The 16,255-nt window shown below is 69.8% G+C and carries 15 protein-coding genes and 1 pseudogene; 8 read left to right on the top strand and 8 right to left on the bottom strand.

Features of this window, described 5'->3' with window-relative positions; all coding sequences use genetic code 11:
- Positions 1–108: 108 nt before the first annotated feature.
- The 7 genes and pseudogenes from ABT004_RS14860 to ABT004_RS14890 form a co-directional block, all read left to right on the top strand.
- Positions 109–765 (top strand): annotated as a pseudogene (locus ABT004_RS14860) (L-rhamnose isomerase); the annotation flags it as partial.
- A 52-nt stretch (positions 766–817) separates the two neighbouring features.
- Complete coding sequence (locus ABT004_RS14865) at positions 818–2,857, top strand: bifunctional aldolase/short-chain dehydrogenase (RefSeq protein ID WP_351336013.1); 2,040 nt, start codon at positions 818–820, stop codon at positions 2,855–2,857.
- Between the two features lie 235 nt (positions 2,858–3,092).
- Positions 3,093–4,535 (top strand): rhamnulokinase, encoded by a 1,443-nt coding sequence (locus ABT004_RS14870; RefSeq protein ID WP_351336016.1) that lies wholly within the window; start codon positions 3,093–3,095, stop codon positions 4,533–4,535.
- A 92-nt stretch (positions 4,536–4,627) separates the two neighbouring features.
- A complete protein-coding gene (locus ABT004_RS14875) occupies positions 4,628–5,419 on the top strand; it encodes a (Fe-S)-binding protein (RefSeq protein ID WP_351336018.1) in 792 nt (263 codons plus the stop codon).
- On the top strand, positions 5,416–6,912 hold the full coding sequence (locus ABT004_RS14880; protein ID WP_351336021.1) for a lactate utilization protein B: 1,497 nt from the start codon (positions 5,416–5,418) through the stop codon (positions 6,910–6,912). The genes ABT004_RS14875 and ABT004_RS14880 overlap by 4 nt, the downstream gene beginning before the upstream one ends.
- Positions 6,909–7,556 (top strand): LutC/YkgG family protein, encoded by a 648-nt coding sequence (locus ABT004_RS14885; RefSeq protein ID WP_351336023.1) that lies wholly within the window; start codon positions 6,909–6,911, stop codon positions 7,554–7,556. Before ABT004_RS14880 ends, ABT004_RS14885 begins: the two co-directional genes overlap by 4 nt.
- Before the next feature lie 23 nt (positions 7,557–7,579).
- On the top strand, positions 7,580–8,743 hold the full coding sequence (locus tag ABT004_RS14890; protein WP_351336025.1) for an ABC transporter ATP-binding protein: 1,164 nt from the start codon (positions 7,580–7,582) through the stop codon (positions 8,741–8,743).
- A 97-nt stretch (positions 8,744–8,840) separates the two neighbouring features.
- On the opposite strand, the gene ABT004_RS14895 is transcribed toward ABT004_RS14890, so the two are convergent.
- The 3 genes from ABT004_RS14895 to ABT004_RS14905 are packed head-to-tail and all read right to left on the bottom strand — an operon-like array spanning position 8,841 to position 11,169.
- On the bottom strand, positions 8,841–9,803 hold the full coding sequence (locus tag ABT004_RS14895) for an ABC transporter substrate-binding protein (RefSeq protein WP_351336027.1): 963 nt from the start codon (positions 9,801–9,803) through the stop codon (positions 8,841–8,843).
- Positions 9,803–10,477, bottom strand: coding sequence for an ABC transporter permease (locus ABT004_RS14900; protein ID WP_351336029.1), 675 nt, complete (start codon positions 10,475–10,477; stop codon positions 9,803–9,805). Before ABT004_RS14900 ends, ABT004_RS14895 begins: the two co-directional genes overlap by 1 nt.
- Entirely contained in the window at positions 10,474–11,169 is a 696-nt protein-coding gene (locus tag ABT004_RS14905) for an ABC transporter permease (protein ID WP_351336032.1), read from the bottom strand. Before ABT004_RS14905 ends, ABT004_RS14900 begins: the two co-directional genes overlap by 4 nt.
- A gap of 128 nt (positions 11,170–11,297) precedes the next feature.
- Here ABT004_RS14905 and ABT004_RS14910 point away from each other — a divergent pair, with 128 nt between their 5' ends.
- Positions 11,298–12,263: a pirin family protein gene (locus tag ABT004_RS14910; RefSeq protein ID WP_351336035.1), complete on the top strand. Its 966-nt coding sequence runs from the start codon at positions 11,298–11,300 to the stop codon at positions 12,261–12,263.
- 122 nt (positions 12,264–12,385) lie between these two features.
- Here the strand turns inward: ABT004_RS14910 and ABT004_RS14915 are convergent, their stop codons facing one another.
- From ABT004_RS14915 to ABT004_RS14935, 5 genes are all read right to left on the bottom strand, one after another.
- The gene (locus ABT004_RS14915; protein WP_351336038.1) at positions 12,386–12,892 is read right to left on the bottom strand and encodes a hypothetical protein; all 507 of its coding nucleotides are present in this window, start codon (positions 12,890–12,892) and stop codon (positions 12,386–12,388) included.
- Positions 12,893–13,061: 169 nt separating this feature from the next.
- Positions 13,062–14,102, bottom strand: coding sequence for a fatty acid desaturase family protein (locus ABT004_RS14920; RefSeq protein ID WP_351336041.1), 1,041 nt, complete (start codon positions 14,100–14,102; stop codon positions 13,062–13,064).
- 466 nt (positions 14,103–14,568) lie between these two features.
- Entirely contained in the window at positions 14,569–14,919 is a 351-nt protein-coding gene (locus ABT004_RS14925; RefSeq protein ID WP_351336044.1) for a PRC-barrel domain-containing protein, read from the bottom strand.
- 513 nt (positions 14,920–15,432) lie between these two features.
- Positions 15,433–15,894 carry a hypothetical protein gene (locus tag ABT004_RS14930; protein ID WP_351336047.1) on the bottom strand — a complete coding sequence of 154 codons (462 nt, stop codon included), beginning with the start codon at positions 15,892–15,894 and terminating at the stop codon, positions 15,433–15,435.
- Between the two features lie 193 nt (positions 15,895–16,087).
- Positions 16,088–16,213: a hypothetical protein gene (locus ABT004_RS14935; protein WP_351336050.1), complete on the bottom strand. Its 126-nt coding sequence runs from the start codon at positions 16,211–16,213 to the stop codon at positions 16,088–16,090.
- Between the last annotated feature and the right edge of the window lie 42 nt (positions 16,214–16,255).

Consider the following 16,255-nt stretch of genomic DNA (forward strand, 5'->3'; position numbering starts at 1 on the left):
CACATTTTTATGGGGCGGCGCGCCGCCACAACCTCCCGGGCCCGGCCCTACTGGGGCGCCCCCCCGCCCCCCCGCGCCGCGTCGCGGGCCGCCTTCTCCGGGGGGCGCGGCCACGACCAGCGGCTGCTCCTGGAGTACAAGTTCTTCGAGCCTGCCTTCTACACGACGGACGTCCCGGACTGGGGCACCTCCTACATGCAGTGCCTCAAGCTCGGCGACAAGGCGCAGGTCGTGGTCGACACCGGCCACCACGCGCCGGGCACGAACATCGAGTTCATCGTGGCGCTGCTGCTGCGCGAGAAGAAGCTCGGCGGCTTCGACTTCAACTCCCGCTTCTACGCGGACGACGACCTGATGGTGGGCGCCGCCGACCCGTTCCAGCTGTTCCGCATCCTGCACGAGGTCGCGAAGAATGGCGGCTTCGACCCGGCCACGAATGTCGCCTTCATGCTCGACCAGTGCCACAACATCGAGGCGAAGATCCCGGCGGTCATCCGCTCCGTGATGAACGTGCAGGAGGCGACCGCGAAGGCGCTCCTCGTGGACCGGGAGGCGCTGAGTGCCGCGCAGGCCACGGGCGACGTCCTGACCGCCAACTCCGTGATCATGGACGCGTACAACACCGATGTGCGTCCGCTGCTGGCCGAGTGGCGCGAGGAGCAGGGGCTCGCGGCGAACCCTGTCACCGCGTACGCCGCCGACGGGTGGCAGGAGCGGATCGTGGCCGAGCGGGTCGGTGGGGAGCAGGCGGGGTGGGGCGCGTAACCACCTCCGTGCAGTCCGTCACCGTCAACTCCTCAGGAATTTAGGACCTTTCATGGCTACGCACCCCCAGGTTGCCGCCCTCATCGACCGCTCGAACCGGCTCGGCGCCGACCCCCGGAACACCAACTACGCCGGCGGCAACACCTCAGCCAAGGCCACCGGGACGGACCCGGTGACCGGCGGCGACGTCGAGCTGATGTGGGTCAAGGGCTCCGGCGGCGACCTGGGCACTCTCAAGGATGCCGGGCTCGCCGTCCTGCGCGTCGACCGCCTCAAGGCGCTGACCGAGGTGTACCCGGGCGTGGAGCGCGAGGACGAGATGGTCGCCGCGTTCGACTACTGCCTGCACGGCAAGGGCGGCGCCGCGCCGTCCATCGACACGGCCATGCACGGCCTGGTGGACGCGGCGCACGTCGACCACCTGCACCCCGACTCCGGCATCGCGCTGGCCTGCGCCACCGACGGGGAGAAGCTGACCGCCGAGTGCTTCGGCGAGAAGGTCGTGTGGGTGCCGTGGCGGCGCCCCGGCTTCCAACTCGGCCTGGACATCGCCGCGATCAAGTCCGCCAACCCGGAGGCGATCGGCTGCGTCCTCGGCGGCCACGGCATCACGGCGTGGGGCGACACGGCCGAAGAATGCGAGGCCAACTCGCTGCACATGATCCGCACGGCCGAGACGTTCCTCGCCGAGCGAGGCAAGGAGGAGCCGTTCGGCCCGGTCGTGGACGGTTACGCGGCCCTGTGCGCGGCCGAGCGCCGGACGCGGGCGGCCGAACTCGCCCCGCTCATCCGGGGGTTGGCCTCCACGGACCGCCCGCAGGTCGGGCACTTCGACGATTCGGGTGTCGTGCTCGACTTCCTGGCGTCCGCCGAGCACCCGCGCCTCGCCGCGCTCGGCACCTCCTGCCCGGACCACTTCCTTCGTACGAAGGTCCGCCCGCTCGTCCTCGACCTGCCGCCCACGGCCGAACTCGACACGGTGGCCGAGCGGTTGAAGGAGCTGCACGCCGACTACCGCACCGAGTACGCGGCGTACTACGACCGGCATGCGGTGGAAGGTTCGCCTGCCATGCGCGGCGCGGATCCGGCGATCGTGCTCGTACCGGGTGTCGGCATGTTCTCGTTCGGCAAGGACAAGCAGACGGCGCGCGTGGCGGGCGAGTTCTACCTCAACGCGATCAACGTGATGCGCGGCGCCGAGGCGGTCTCCGCGTACGCGCCGATCGAGGAGTCGGAGAAGTTCCGCATCGAGTACTGGGCACTGGAGGAGGCCAAGCTCCAGCGGATGCCGGCGCCGAAGCCCCTCGCCACGCGGGTGGCTCTGGTGACGGGCGCGGGCTCCGGCATCGGCAAGGCCATCGCGCACCGGCTCGTCGCCGAGGGTGCCTGTGTGGTCGTCGCCGATGTGAACGCGGACGGCGCGGCGGCGGTGGCCGAGGAGTTGGGCGGTCCCGACAAGGCGGTCGCGGTCAAGGTCGACGTCACGTCCGAGGAGCAGATCGCGGAGGCCTTCAAGGCGGTGGCGCTGGCCTTCGGCGGTGTCGACCTGGTCGTCAACAACGCGGGCATCTCCATCTCGAAGCCGCTCCTGGAGACGACGGTCAAGGACTGGGACCTCCAGCACGACATCATGGCGCGCGGCTCGTTCCTGGTCGCGCGGGAGGCGGCGCGGGTGATGCGGGCGCAGGGCATGGGCGGCGACATCGTCTACATCGCCTCCAAGAACGCGGTGTTCGCCGGCCCGAACAATGTGGCGTACTCGGCGACGAAGGCGGACCAGGCGCATCAAGTGCGGTTGCTGGCGGCGGAGTTGGGTGGGGACGGGATCCGGGTCAACGGGGTCAACCCGGATGGTGTGGTGCGCGGGTCCGGGATTTTTGCGGGGGGCTGGGGGGCGAAGCGCGCGGCGGTGTATGGGGTGGAGGAGGAGAAGTTGGGGGAGTTCTATGCGCAGAGGACGTTGTTGAAGCGGGAGGTGTTGCCGGAACACGTGGCCAACGCCGTGTTCGCGCTCACCGGCGGGGACCTTACGCATACGACGGGATTGCACGTCCCCGTGGACGCAGGTGTAGCGGCAGCGTTCCTCCGCTAACCCCGGGGCTCCGCCCCGGACCCCGCTGGCTCTCGTCCCAGAGCGGGGCTTGATTTTGCCCACCCGGGGCGCGAAGTCTCGCTGTTTGGGGGCGCGGGGAACTGCGCACCCCAGCCCCGGCGGTCCGCCACGGGGTCCGGGGGCTTGCCCCCGGTTTCGGGACGGGAAGGGGAGGCGGGGGCGACTTCACTCCCCCCGCCACCCACCACACCGCACACTCGTAAAGGCCAACCTCATGCCCACCACCCCCTACGCCGCCATAGACTTGGGCGCCTCCAGCGGCCGGGTCATGACGGCCCGCGTCACCCGGGACACCCTCACCCTGGCGGAAGCCCACCGTTTCCCGAACACCCCGGTCCGCACTCCCGACGGCCTCCACTGGGACATCCTCGGGCTGTACGCAGGCATCCTGGAGGGCCTCCGGAGGACCGGTCCGGCCCGCTCCGTCGGTATCGACAGCTGGGCCGTCGACTACGGCCTGCTCGACGCGGACAACGCCCTCCTCGGCAACCCGTACCACTACCGCGACTCCCGCACGGACCACACCGCCGAGACACTGTGGGCAACCATCCCCCCGGCGGAGCTGTACGCGGCCACCGGCCTCCAGTACGTCCCGTTCAACACGATCTACCAGCTCACGGCGGCCCGCGACACGGACCAACTCCAAGCCGCCCACCGCCTGTTGCTCATCCCGGACCTCCTCGCATACTGGCTGACCGGCCGACAGGGCACCGAGCTGACCAACGCCTCCACCACTCAGCTCATCGACCCCCGCACCGGCGACTGGGCCCACGACATCGCCGCCCGCGCCGGCATCGACGTGAACCTCTTCGCCCCGATCCGCCGCCCCGGCGACCCCGCGGGCGAACTCCTCCCCCACGTCCTCGACGAGACAGGTCTCACCGGCCCCGTACCGGTCACGACGGTCGCGTCGCACGACACGGCGTCGGCCGTGGCCGCGGTCCCGGCCACCGAGGAGAATTTCGCGTACATCTGCACCGGTACCTGGTCCCTTGCCGGCCTCGAACTGGACGCGCCCGTCCTCACGGAGGAGAGCCGCGCCGCGAACTTCACGAACGAGCTCGGCATCGACGGCACCGTCCGCTACCTCCGCAACATCATGGGCCTGTGGCTGCTCCAGGAATGCCAACGCACGTGGAGCCAGCCGGACTTGACCGCTCTCCTCGACGAGGCCGCGAAGGCGACCCCGTTGCGCTCGGTCGTCGACGCGGGCGACCCCACGTTCCTGCCGCCCGGCGGCATGCCCGACCGGATCGCCGCCGCCTGCCGCGCCACCGGCCAGCCGGAACCCCGCACCCGCGCCGAGACCACCCGCTGCATCCTCGACTCGCTCGCCCTCGCCCACCGCCGCGCCATCGAGGACGCTGCCCGCATCGCCGACCGCCCGGTCGACGTGGTGCACATCGTGGGCGGCGGCGCCCGGGGCGCCCTGCTGTGCCAACTCACGGCCGACGCCTGCGGGCTGCCGGTCGTGGCGGGCCCCGCCGAGGGCGCCGCGCTGGGCAATGTACTCGTTCAGGCGCGGGCAGACGGGGTCATCGGCGACCGGGCCGCGATGCGCCGGCTCGTCGCCGACACCCAGCCGTTGGCGCGCTACGAGCCGAGCGGCGGTAGTGGCACGTGGGACGCGGCAGCGGCGCGTGTCCGCACCCCGTGACCAGCCCCCGCTCACGACGTACGCTGCACCCGACCGATGATCACCGACGTATCACCCGCGCCGACCGAATCCGACCGACCGAAGGGGCCCCGATGCGTGTCGCGCTCTTCCTGACCTGTGTCAACGACACGCTCTACCCGGACACGGGCCGCGCCGTCGTCAAGCTCCTCAACAGGCTGGGCGTGGAGGTCGACTTCCCCGCCGCGCAGACCTGCTGCGGCCAGCCGCACTACAACACCGGCTACCGCCGCGAGGCCGAGCCGATGGCCACCCACTACGCCGACACCTTCGGCCCCGGCCTCGCCGCAGGTGATTACGACGCAATCATCACGCCGTCCGGATCGTGCGCGGCGATGGTCCGCGAGCTGTACCCGCGGATGGGCGAGCGGGCCCGCTCGGAGGGCCGTGGCGGACGCCTCGCGGCCACGCTCGCGCCGGTGATCCCGAAGACGTACGAGCTGACCGAGTTCCTGGTCGACGTACTGAAGGTGACCGACGTCGGCGCGTACTACCCGCACAAGGTGACGTATCACCCCACCTGTCACGGCCTGCGCTCCCTCGGGCTTGGCGACCGACCCACTCAACTGCTCAGCGAAGTCAAGGGACTTGAGCTGGTCGAGCTGCCGGGTGCGGCCGAGTGCTGCGGCTTCGGCGGCACCTTCGCCGTCAAGAACGCGGACGTGTCATCGGCGATGGGCACCGACAAGGTCCGCAACGCCGAGTCGACGGGCGCGGACGTGCTGTGCGCGGCCGACAACTCCTGCCTGATGCACATCGGCGGCACCATGTCCCGCCTGAAGGTCGGCATGCGGCCCGTCCATATCGCCGAGATCCTCGCCAACACGGAAGAAGCCCACACGGAAGAAGAGGGGGCCCTGGCATGAGCGGCGGAACGTTTGTCGGGATGCCGGCCTTCCCGAAGGCCGCGCACGACGCCGTGCGCAACACCACCCTGCGCGCCAACCTGAAGCACGCCACGCACACCATCCGCGACAAGCGCGAGCGCGCCGTGGCCGAACTCGACGACTGGGCACACCTTCGCCAGGCCGGCAAGGAGATCAAGGACCACACCCTCGCCCATCTGGAGCACTATCTGGTGCGGTTGGAGGAGTCGGTCACGGCCGCCGGCGGCACCGTGCACTGGGCCCGCGACGCCGACGAGGCCAACCGGATCGTCACGGCCCTGGTCCGCGAGACCGGCGGCAGTGACATCGAGAAGCATGAGGTCGTCAAGGTCAAGTCGATGGCCACCCAGGAAATCGGTCTCAACGAACACCTGGAAGCCGAGGGCATCCACGCCTACGAGACCGACCTCGCCGAACTCATCGTGCAGCTCGGCAACGACCGTCCCTCGCACATCCTGGTCCCCGCCATCCACCGCAACCGGGGCGAGATCCGCGACATCTTCCGCAAGGAGATGGGCAGTTGGGGCCGCCCTGCCCCGGAAGACCTGACCGACACCCCCGCCGAACTCGCCGAGGCGGCCCGCCTGCACCTGCGCGAGAAGTTCCTGCGCGCCAAGGTCGGCATCTCCGGCGCCAACTTCATGGTCGCCGAGACCGGCACCCTCGTGGTGGTCGAGTCCGAGGGCAACGGCCGCATGTGTCTCACACTCCCCGAGACACTGATCTCGGTCGTCGGCATCGAGAAGATCGTGCCGACGTGGCAGGACCTGGAGGTGTTCCTCCAGACGCTGCCGCGTTCCTCGACGGCCGAGCGCATGAACCCGTACACCTCCACCTGGACGGGTACCACAGACTCCGACGGCCCCCAGAACTTCCACCTCGTCCTCATCGACAACGGCCGCACCGACACCCTCGCCGACGAGGTCGGCCGCCAGGCCCTGCGCTGCATCCGCTGCTCGGCGTGCCTGAACGTGTGCCCGGTCTACGAGCGGGCCGGCGGCCACGCCTACGGCTCGGTCTACCCGGGCCCCATCGGCGCCATCCTCAGCCCGCAACTGCGCGGCACCGGCAGCGAGATCGACGCCTCGCTCCCCTACGCGTCGTCCCTGTGCGGGGCCTGCTACGAGGTGTGTCCGGTCGCCATCGACATCCCCGAGGTCCTCGTCCACCTGCGCGAACGCGTGGTCGCGGGCGGCCCCGCCACCCGGCACGGCAACAAGGTCATGCTCCGCCCGGCCAAGGGCCACGCCGCCGAACGCGCCGCGATGCGCGCCGCCACCTGGGCGTTCACCCACCCGGCGGCCCTCGCCACAGGCCAGCGCCTCGCCTCGCGCACCCGCCGCTTCCACCCGCGTACGGTGCCGGGCCCCGGCAAGGCGTGGACGGATACCCGCGACCTGCCCACGGTGCCCGCGGAACCCTTCCGCGACTGGTGGAAGCGTACGAACGGCGGCAAGGAGACGAACAAGTGAGCAGCAGAGACGTCATCCTGGGCCGGGTGCGCCGCGCCCTCGGCGGCCCGGTCGAGACACCGGGGACGTACGCCACGGACATCGACCGCGGATACCTGCGCGAGCACGGCACCCGGACGACGGAGCAGCAGGTGGAACTCCTCGCGGAGAACCTCGCCGACTATCGGGCGATCGTGCACCGGGCCACCAGCAAGGAGCTGCCTGCCACCCTCGCGCGGCTGCTCGCCGGGCACGGGTCGCGGACCGTGGTGGTGCCGTCCGGGCTGCCGGACGGCTGGCTGGCCGAGGCGGAGGCGACCCCGGTGACCGACAGCCCGGAGCACACCCCCGCCGAGCTCGACGGAGTCGACAGCGTCGTCACCGCCTGCGCGGTCGCCATCGCCGAGACCGGCACGATCGTCCTCGACGGCTCCCCCGACCAGGGCCGCCGCCGCATCACCCTCGTGCCCGACCACCACATCTGCGTGGTCCGGGTCCCGGAGCAGGTGGTGTCCTCGGTCCCGCAGGCCCTCGAACGGCTCGACCCGACCCGGCCGCTCACCTGGATCTCGGGCCCGTCCGCGACCAGCGACATCGAGCTCGACCGGGTCGAGGGCGTGCACGGACCGCGCACCCTGGAGGTCGTCCTGGTGAGCGGTGGCTGAGGGGCGCGGCTAGCGTTGGTGTCATGATCCGGTTCGACCATGTCACCAAGCGGTACGCGGACGGCACGATGGCGGTGAACGACCTCTCGTTCGAGGTGAACGAGGGTGAACTGGTCACGCTCGTCGGCCCTTCCGGCTGCGGCAAGACCACCACGATGATGATGGTGAACCGGCTGATCGAGCCGACGTCGGGTCACATCCACGTCGACGGCGAGGACATCTCCGGCGTCGACCCGGTGCAACTGCGCCGCCGCATCGGCTACGTCATCCAGCAGGTCGGTCTCTTCCCGCACCGCACGATCCTCGACAATACGGCGACCGTGCCCGCGCTCATCGGCTGGAAGAAGGCCAAGGCCAGGGCGCGCGCCGCCGAGCTGCTCGATCTGGTGGGCCTGGACCCGTCCACGTACGGGAGCCGCTACCCGGAGCAGCTCTCCGGTGGCCAGCGCCAGCGGGTCGGGGTCGCCCGCGCCCTCGCCGCCGACCCGCCCGTGCTCCTGATGGACGAGCCGTTCGGCGCGGTCGACCCGGTGGTGCGCGAGCAGTTGCAGGACGAGTTCCTGAAGATGCAGGCCGCCGTGCGCAAGACGGTCCTCCTCGTCACGCACGACATCGAGGAGGCGGTCCGGCTCGGCGACCGCATCGCGGTGTACGGCGAGGGCCGCATCGAGCAGTACGACACTCCTGGCGCGGTGCTCGGCTCGCCCGCCACTCCGTACGTCGCCGAGTTCGTCGGCGCGGACCGGGGCCTGAAGCGCCTGTCGGTCACCGAGATCGAGCCGGACGACCTGGAGCAGCCGTCGGTGGCCCGCTTCGACGAGTCGCCCGCGCGGGCCGCCGCCCGGATGCGCGAGGACGGGGTGCGGTGGGCCGTCGTCCTCGACGAGGGCGGTGACTTGCACGGCTGGGTCGGCGTCGACGAGGCGTCGCTCGCCGGTCCGGACGGCAGGGTCGGCGATCTGGCGCACCGGATGCGGGCGTGGGTGCCGGTCGGCGCGCCCCTCAAGCAGGCGTTCGGCGAGATGCTCCAGCACGACGCGGGCTGGGTGGCGGTCCTCGACGACGCCCGCTTCCTCGGCGTCCTGACCCCGGCCAAGCTGCACGAGGCGCTGCGCCGATCGGTGGACGCGGACGCACAGGGCGTGGCGCGGGACGAGGTGGAGTTCGACTCGGTGGCGGACGCCTGATCGGGCTACACACACCCCGCAGAAGTAACCCTAAAGTTGAGGTTGAGAGTCCGGTCAGGGTGAGCACCCCGATGTGGGCCGCCTCGGCACACACCTTTCAGCCGCCCTGCCGCCGCAGCAGCCCCCTGTCCTCCAGGTAGGTCCGCGCGACGTCCTCGGGGAGTCGGCGCCAGCTGTCGACCTGCTGGTTCATGGAGGCGAGGTCGTCGGTGGTGAGTACGGAGTTGAGCGCGCCGAGCGCCTTCGCGACCTTCGCGTTTCCGGCCCGGGAGCGGTTGACGACGGGCACGAGGTAGTCGGCGTTCTGCAGCTTCTTGTCGTCGTCGAGCAGCACGAGCCCGAAGTCGCCGAGGGTGGCATCGGTGGTCGTGGTGAGCACCATCTGGACCTGCCCGTTCTGGGCGGCGTTCTTGGCCTGCGTGGTGCCGACGCCCTTGGGGTCGATCCCGGTGACGTCGATGCCGTAGACCTTCTCGAGGCCCGGCTGGCAGTACGGCCGCTGTACGCACTCGTCGCCGGCGGCGATCCGCACCTTCAGCCCGGAGGCGCCGAGGTCGCTGAGCGTCTTGAGGTCGTGCTTCTTCGCGTAGGCCTCGGTCACCGCGAACGCGTTCTGGTCGACGGCCTTGCCCGCGTCGAGCACATCGAGCCCGCGCGGCGCGGCGAGTGCCCGCAGGCTCTTCATGGTGGCGCCGAGGTCGGGCGAGCCGACGGGCTTCGCGTCGGCGCCATTCTTCTTGGCGTTGAGCCAGTCGGCGAAGGTGGCGGCGTACTCGGGCACGACGTCGATCTGCCCGGACTCCAGGGCGGGCTCGTACAGCTCGCGGTTGCCCACGGACAGCAGCTCGGTCTCGTACCCCGCCTGCTTCAGCAGCAGCGCGTACATATTGGCCAGCAGATCGCTCTCGGTGAATCCGGCGGAGCCGATGACGAGGTGCTTGCTGTCGCCGGGCGGCGCGGTCACCTCGCCCTGGTCCTCCAGGGAGGGCCCACTGGTGCACCCGCCGACCAGCAGCAGGAGCCCCAGGAACAGGGCCACTCGACGCAACAACCCGCTCATCAGGCCCTCCTCCCCCGCAGCCGTCCGGGACCGAACCGCTCGACGAGCTCGAACAGCGCCTCGACGACGAGCGCGAAGACGGCGACGAGCACGGCGCCCGCGACCACCTGCGGTGTACTGGCGAGGTTGAACCCTGCTGTGATGATCCGGCCGAGCCCGCCACCCCCGGCGATGGCGGCGATGGTGGCCGTGGCGACCAGCTGCACGGCGGCGATCCGCACACCGTTGAGGATCATCGGCAGCGCGAGCGGCGCCTCGACCCTCAGCAGCATCTGCCGCCCCGTCATCCCCATGCCCCGCGCGGCCCGTACGACCTCCCGGTCGACGCCGCGCATCCCCACGTACGCGTTGGTGAGCAGCGGCGGCACCGCGAACAGTACGAGGGCGACGACGGTGGGCCCCTCGCTGTACTGCCCGAGCGGCGTGAGCAGCAACAGCACGAGCACGGCGAAGGTGGGCACGGCGCGCCCCACGTTGGCGATGTTGACGGCGAGCGCCCCGCCCTTCCCGAGATGCCCGAGGACCAGGGCGATCGGCAGCGCGATGAGACAGCTGATGACGAGACAGACGACGGTCAGTGTCACGTGCTGGGCGAGCCGGTGCCAGACGCCGTTGTCGCCGGCCCAGTTCGCGGAGTCGGCGAGCCAGTTCCAGGAGTCGGAGAGGAGCTTCACGCGCGGCTCGCTCTCGTCCAGGGGGTGAGCGCCCGCCCGATGGCAAGGAGCACCACATCGGCGACGAGCGCGATGACGACGCACAGCACGGAGGCTGTGAGCACCTGCGCCTTGAAGTACGTGTTCATGCCGCTGTAGATGAGATTGCCGAGACCTCCGTAGCCGACGATGGCGCCGACGGTCACGAGCGAGACGGCGGACACGGTCGCGATCCGCAGCCCGGCGAGCGCCGCCGGCAGAGCGAGCGGCAGCTCAACCGTCAGGAGCAGCCGGATCGGCCCGTACCCCATGCCGCGCGCGGCCTGCCGGGTGTCCTCGGGCACGGACCGCAGCCCGGCGAGGATGTTCCGTACGAGGAGGGTGAGCGAGTAGAGGACGAGCCCGGCGATGACCAGCGTGGCGGACAGCCCGTACACGGGCAGCAGCAGCGAGAACATCGCGAGCGACGGGATCGTGTAGAGCACGGTCGTCAGGGCGAGCACGGGCCCGGCGGCCCATCCCCACCGCCGCGCGAGCAGCGCGAGCGGCACGGCGATGACCACGGCGATGGCGACGGCGACGAGCGTGATCTCCAAGTGCTGCACCGTGGCGTCCACCAGCATGTGCCGACGCGTGCTCAGATACTCGCCGCAGATCCAGTCGTTGCGGGCGAGACAGTCGTCGGGCGGCGAAGTGCCGGGCCCACCGTTCACGAGGCGCACCCGACCATTCCAGTGGCTCGGCCCGCGCTCGGCGCGCCGGGTGACCCGTATGGGCGTCGCTCCGTCTTCCCCGCGCTACACACCTGACGTGGCGCGGTGCCAGGGCTAGGGTCTGCGTCATGAGCAATCTTGACCGCGAGCCAGTGCCCTCGGTGTGCGGCGGACGCGGCTTCGTCGTGGCGGAGCCGGTACGCGAACTCCTCACCCCGCGCCGCGTGAAGCTCGGCGAGTCCACGGAGGTGCGCCGGCTCCTTCCGAACCTGGGCCGCCGCATGGTCGGCGCGTGGGCCTTCGTCGACCACTACGGGCCGGACGACATCGCGGACGAGCCCGGCATGCAGGTGCCGCCGCACCCGCACATGGGTCTGCAGACGGTGAGCTGGCTGCACGACGGCGAGGTCCTGCACCGTGATTCGACGGGCAGCCTCCAGACGATCCGCCCCCGCGAACTGGGCCTGATGACGTCGGGCCGGGCGATCTCCCACTCCGAGGAGAGCCCGGCGTCGCACGCCCGCTTCCTGCACGGAGCCCAGCTCTGGGTGGCGCTCCCCGACTCCCACCGCCACGTGGACCCGCACTTCGAGCACCACGGGACGCTGCCGACGGTGACGGCGCCGGGCCTGACGGCCACAGTCCTCCTCGGTTCACTGGACGGCGCGGTGTCCCCCGGCACCACGTACACCCCGATCGTGGGCGCGGACCTCTCCCTCGCTCACGGCACGGAGACCCGCCTCCCCCTGAACCCCGACTTCGAGTACGCGGTCCTGTCGATGTCCGGCGAGGCCCACGTCGACGACGTCCCGCTCGTCCCCGGCTCGATGCTCTACCTCGGCTGCGGCCGCACGGAACTCCCGCTGCGCGCGGGCTCGGACGCGGGGCTGATGCTGCTCGGCGGGGAGCCGTTCGAGGAGGAGTTGGTGATGTTCTGGAACTTCATCGGGCGGTCGCAGGACGATATCAGCCAGGCACGTGAGGACTGGATGAACGGGTCGCGATTTGGGGAAGTGAAGGGTTACGACGGGGAGCGGCTGGACGCACCGGAGCTGCCGCCTGTGCCGTTGAAACCGCGGGGACGTGTCCGCTGATCAGCGGTTTTACCAGTGCGGGAGTCGCCCCGGGCACGCAGCGCAGGGCATCGACACCAGCACCGTCCCGCGCGCCGAGAGGTTCGGCCCCGGCTCGCAGGTGCCGGGCTCGCACCGCCCTCTTAAGACGTCGGCTCGCCCCTCGGTACCTCCCTGAACTGCATGGCAGGCGGGCAGACCTTATGCGGTGGTGCCGTCGTCCGAGTCGCGGGTCTGTTGCTCGGGTTGCGCACCGTGCGCATGCTCTGTCTCGGCCGCTTCTCGGGCGATGACGCTCGTTCGCGCGCGTCGTCCTCGTCCGCACGTTGCAGAGCTGCATCCGTGCGTCGCAGCCGAGCGCCGGACCTCTTGACGGCGGCGTGGGAGCGTTCCAGCGCCTCGAAGGCGCGTTGACGCAGGGTGGTCGTCGGTATGCCGACGACCCGGGCGCGGCGGTCCTGTTTTGCCTCTGTTTCGTCGAGGCGTTGTTCACGCTCGTCGGCCAGTTCCTCGCGCTCGTCCGCACGGCTGTCGCGGAGAGAGGCTTCGTCGTCTCGCTGGTCGGCGCGAGCATCACGCCGGTCCGCAACCCGGCCGCGCTCTTCCTGGTCACCGGCGCACGGATCGTTTTCTGGATCGCCTTGGCCCACTCCGTCAGTGTGCGCGCAGCAGCCGGGGATGCCAAGCCGCTCCGTGGGCGCCGACCGTACTGGGGATTCTTTCGTCAGTCTCAGTCGCGTACGTTCGCGTGTCGGGCTGTGCTGGAACCGCGTGAAACTGCGGGGTTCGGGCTGAGGCCCACCCGCCTCACGTTGCCGCTCATGAACGGCGCAGGGGTGCGCCGGCCGCGTGCAAGCTCTTCAACGCCAGCCGATAGGAGTCAAGAAGTCCTGTCTGTACGTAGTGCACCTGGAGTTCCTCGCAGTGGGCACGGACGATCAGTTGCGCCTTTCGTAGGTGGGGCGAGGGCATGTGCGGAAAGAGGTGGTGCTCGATCTGATAGTTGAGCCCGCCCATGATGAGATCGGTGATGCGGCCACCGTGCACGTTGCGTGATGTCAGGACCTGGCGCCGTAGGAAGTCGGGCCGCTCCTGCCCGGTGAACATCGGCATGCCCTTGTGGTTCGGCGCGAAGACGGTTCCCAGATACAGGCCGAACAGGCACTGGTGCACCAGCAGGAACATCACCGCCTTGCCCGCCGGAAGCACGGCAAACAACGCGCCGAGATACAGCACGAAGTGACAGCCGAGCAGCAGGGCTTCCGATCGGCGCTGCTTCAGGGCCGGCCCCGTCAGGGACCGCAGCCCGGACACGTGCAGGTTGAAGCCCTCCAGGGCCAGCAGCGGGAAGAACAGATACGCCTGACTGCCCCCGAGCAGACGAGGCAGCCCCTTGGCCTGCTCAGCCTGAGCCGCGCTCCACACCAGGATGTCGGGCCGCACATCCGGGTCCAGGTCCGCATGGTTGGGGTTCGCGTGATGACGGGAGTGCTTGTCCTGCCACCACCCGTAACCCATGCCGATGCCGAAGTTGCCCAGTGCGCGTCCGGCCCGTGCGCTGGTCGAGCGCAACCGGAAAACCTGACGGTGCGCCACATCGTGGGCAAGCAGGGCCACTTGTCCGAAGATGAACGCCAGCACCGCAGCAACGGCCAGATTCCACCAGCTGTCACCGACCAGTGCGAACGACGTCCAGGACAGTACGTAGGCAGTGACGACGAGGGCGATGCGTGCTGCGTAGTACCCCGGGCGTCGCACCAGTAGCCCGGCGGCCTTGATCCTCTTCGACAGAAGCGTGAAGTCGCTCCCTCGGTCGATCTTCTTCTCTGACTTCTGCTCTGAGAGCGCGGAAGTGGCCATGTACCCGGCCTTTCAGAACTGTCCACGCCCGGCTGCGGATCGAGGCGCACCCATCCGCCTATCCGGACTCTGGGCTGTGAAAGACCCTGAGAAGAACAGAAAGACGGGATCGCATGGCCGTTGCACACGGCTTCCCACAAGCCACGTAGCCGGAACGAAGGAGGTGTCCGGGGCTGGGGACGGAGGCTGTCGAAACCCGACGCCCCACGGACAGCATAGCCGCCCTCGCAAGCCCCCTGTCACTGGCGGGAATACGGGACCCCCGCAGGGACGATTCAATCGCCGTTGACATCGGATCCGGTTGGCGCACGTGAACGATTGTTTTCTGGGCGAGGTCCAGGCCCACGAGTGAGAGCGGTGGCGTGCTCGCCGCCCGGGTGAGGAAGAGTGGGAACTCCATCCCCGCAGGGCACCAAAACCGGCCGAAGTGCTCGGCCGGCCCCGGTGGTTGTGAGGGTGCGGAAACTCAGATGCGGCCCTTGCCGTAGTGGGCGCCGATCTGGTCGTGGTACCCGGCGTCCCCGACGTGCTTGTCCTTGTCGAATTCGGGGGCGTCCTTGATCTGTGCCTTGGTGCGGTCGACGTGAATCGCCTTGTCCTGGGTGTCGATCCGGGTCACTGTGCCTGCGGGAAGCAGGACATGCCTGCCGAAGATCCACACGCCGGTGTCGACGACGAGGTAGGCGGAGCCGACCTCGTCCGAGTGCTTGTCGACCTTGCCGATGCCACCGTCGGTGGCCTCCACCTTGAAGCCGATCAGGTCGGCTCCCTGGGTGTGGCCGCTCGTCGGCGGATAGCCCCACATGTTCTCGTTCACGTTCGGCTCCTTCATCGACGATGTACGGCCTGGAGTGCCGTGTCCAGTGATACCGGCGCTCCTCGGGTCGGCGGGTGCCCCCGTCCCGGGAATGAACACAGACGACCATGGAGCAACTGCCGCGCGGTTGCCGGGCGAACGTGAGGCCGCCGGATTCCCCGCCCGCCGAGTAGGCGCCCCCGCTGCGGTCCGACCTGCCGTGCCACGGCTTGTGTGGTGGCCGGCTCGGTTCGCTCTGACCGGCTGGCGTCAGTGAGGCTGCGCCATCTTGAAGTGGCTGGTCAGCAGGGGTGGTGGACCGTCAAGACCAGCTGCCGCTGGTACCACATGGGTAGCAACCAGCGGTCCTGGGCGTCGTCATGAGGAAGTTCCGCCTAGAAGTGTTCTGCGGCGGCCATGGATCCCGACGACTGCCCTCGCCGCCCCGAGCACGCCTTCGGACCGCCGGCCGCGACATTGCACAGCGGACGGGACTGCGTTCAACAGAGGCGACAGCAACTTCTCGCCTGCTTCTCACGACACCTGCGGCGCGTGGTAGCGCCTGCCGGCTGCCATCGCCTCTTCGATCACTGCGGCATCGTCGAGTCGGTCAGCGCGTACAACGATGTCCGCTCCGGCCGACGTCACCAGGGACCGGCTGAAGAGAATCACCGCCCACGCGTCGTCCTTTCCGATCTCCCGCACTTCCCATTCGCTCGACAGCACCGCCAGCGCTCCGCGGCCGCGCCACCGATAGACAGATCCCGGACGTCTGGTGAGACGCGTGTCGACACCGAGAATGCGGCGCTCCCGCCCGCTCCGAGTGCGGTAGCCCACCACGTCGTTCATCATCTGCTTGCCTGAACTGCCGCTCGGTAGCGGGTCATAGGTGAACGTCGCGCCAGTGCGCCGTTCCCCCTGCCACATGGGGAACGAGGAACAGATGATGTGCCAGGTGCCGGCCAAGCGGGTCGGCGTGACGTCGAATCGGTCCATGCCGAGACCCTACGACGCCCGTACATCTCGCCTGCATGGCGGTAGCCGAACGCAAGCATGCACGGCGGCCTCTCCGAGCAAGATCCACATCCAACCTGGCCCACTGTCCGTGGACCGGGTTCGAGCTGGGTCGGCACCGAGTGCGAACGCCCACCAGAGGCGGATCGCTCTGCCCCCGGCCGGGCCTGGGGCATCACCCCGGGCGTTGACGCCCTTCGCCGTCGACGCCCGCGCACGTCTCGCCCGTGTTCGTGCCCGCGTCCTCGCCGAACCCGACGACGTTGCCGGCACCGGTCATGCCGTAGAGGAACCTGATCACCGCACCCGGCACCCCTGGGCGCGCCAACCCCACGAAGGGCAT

The sequence above is a fragment of the Streptomyces sp. NPDC002790 genome (assembly GCF_040295505.1).
In the GTDB taxonomy this organism is placed as follows: Bacteria; Actinomycetota; Actinomycetes; order Streptomycetales; family Streptomycetaceae; genus Streptomyces.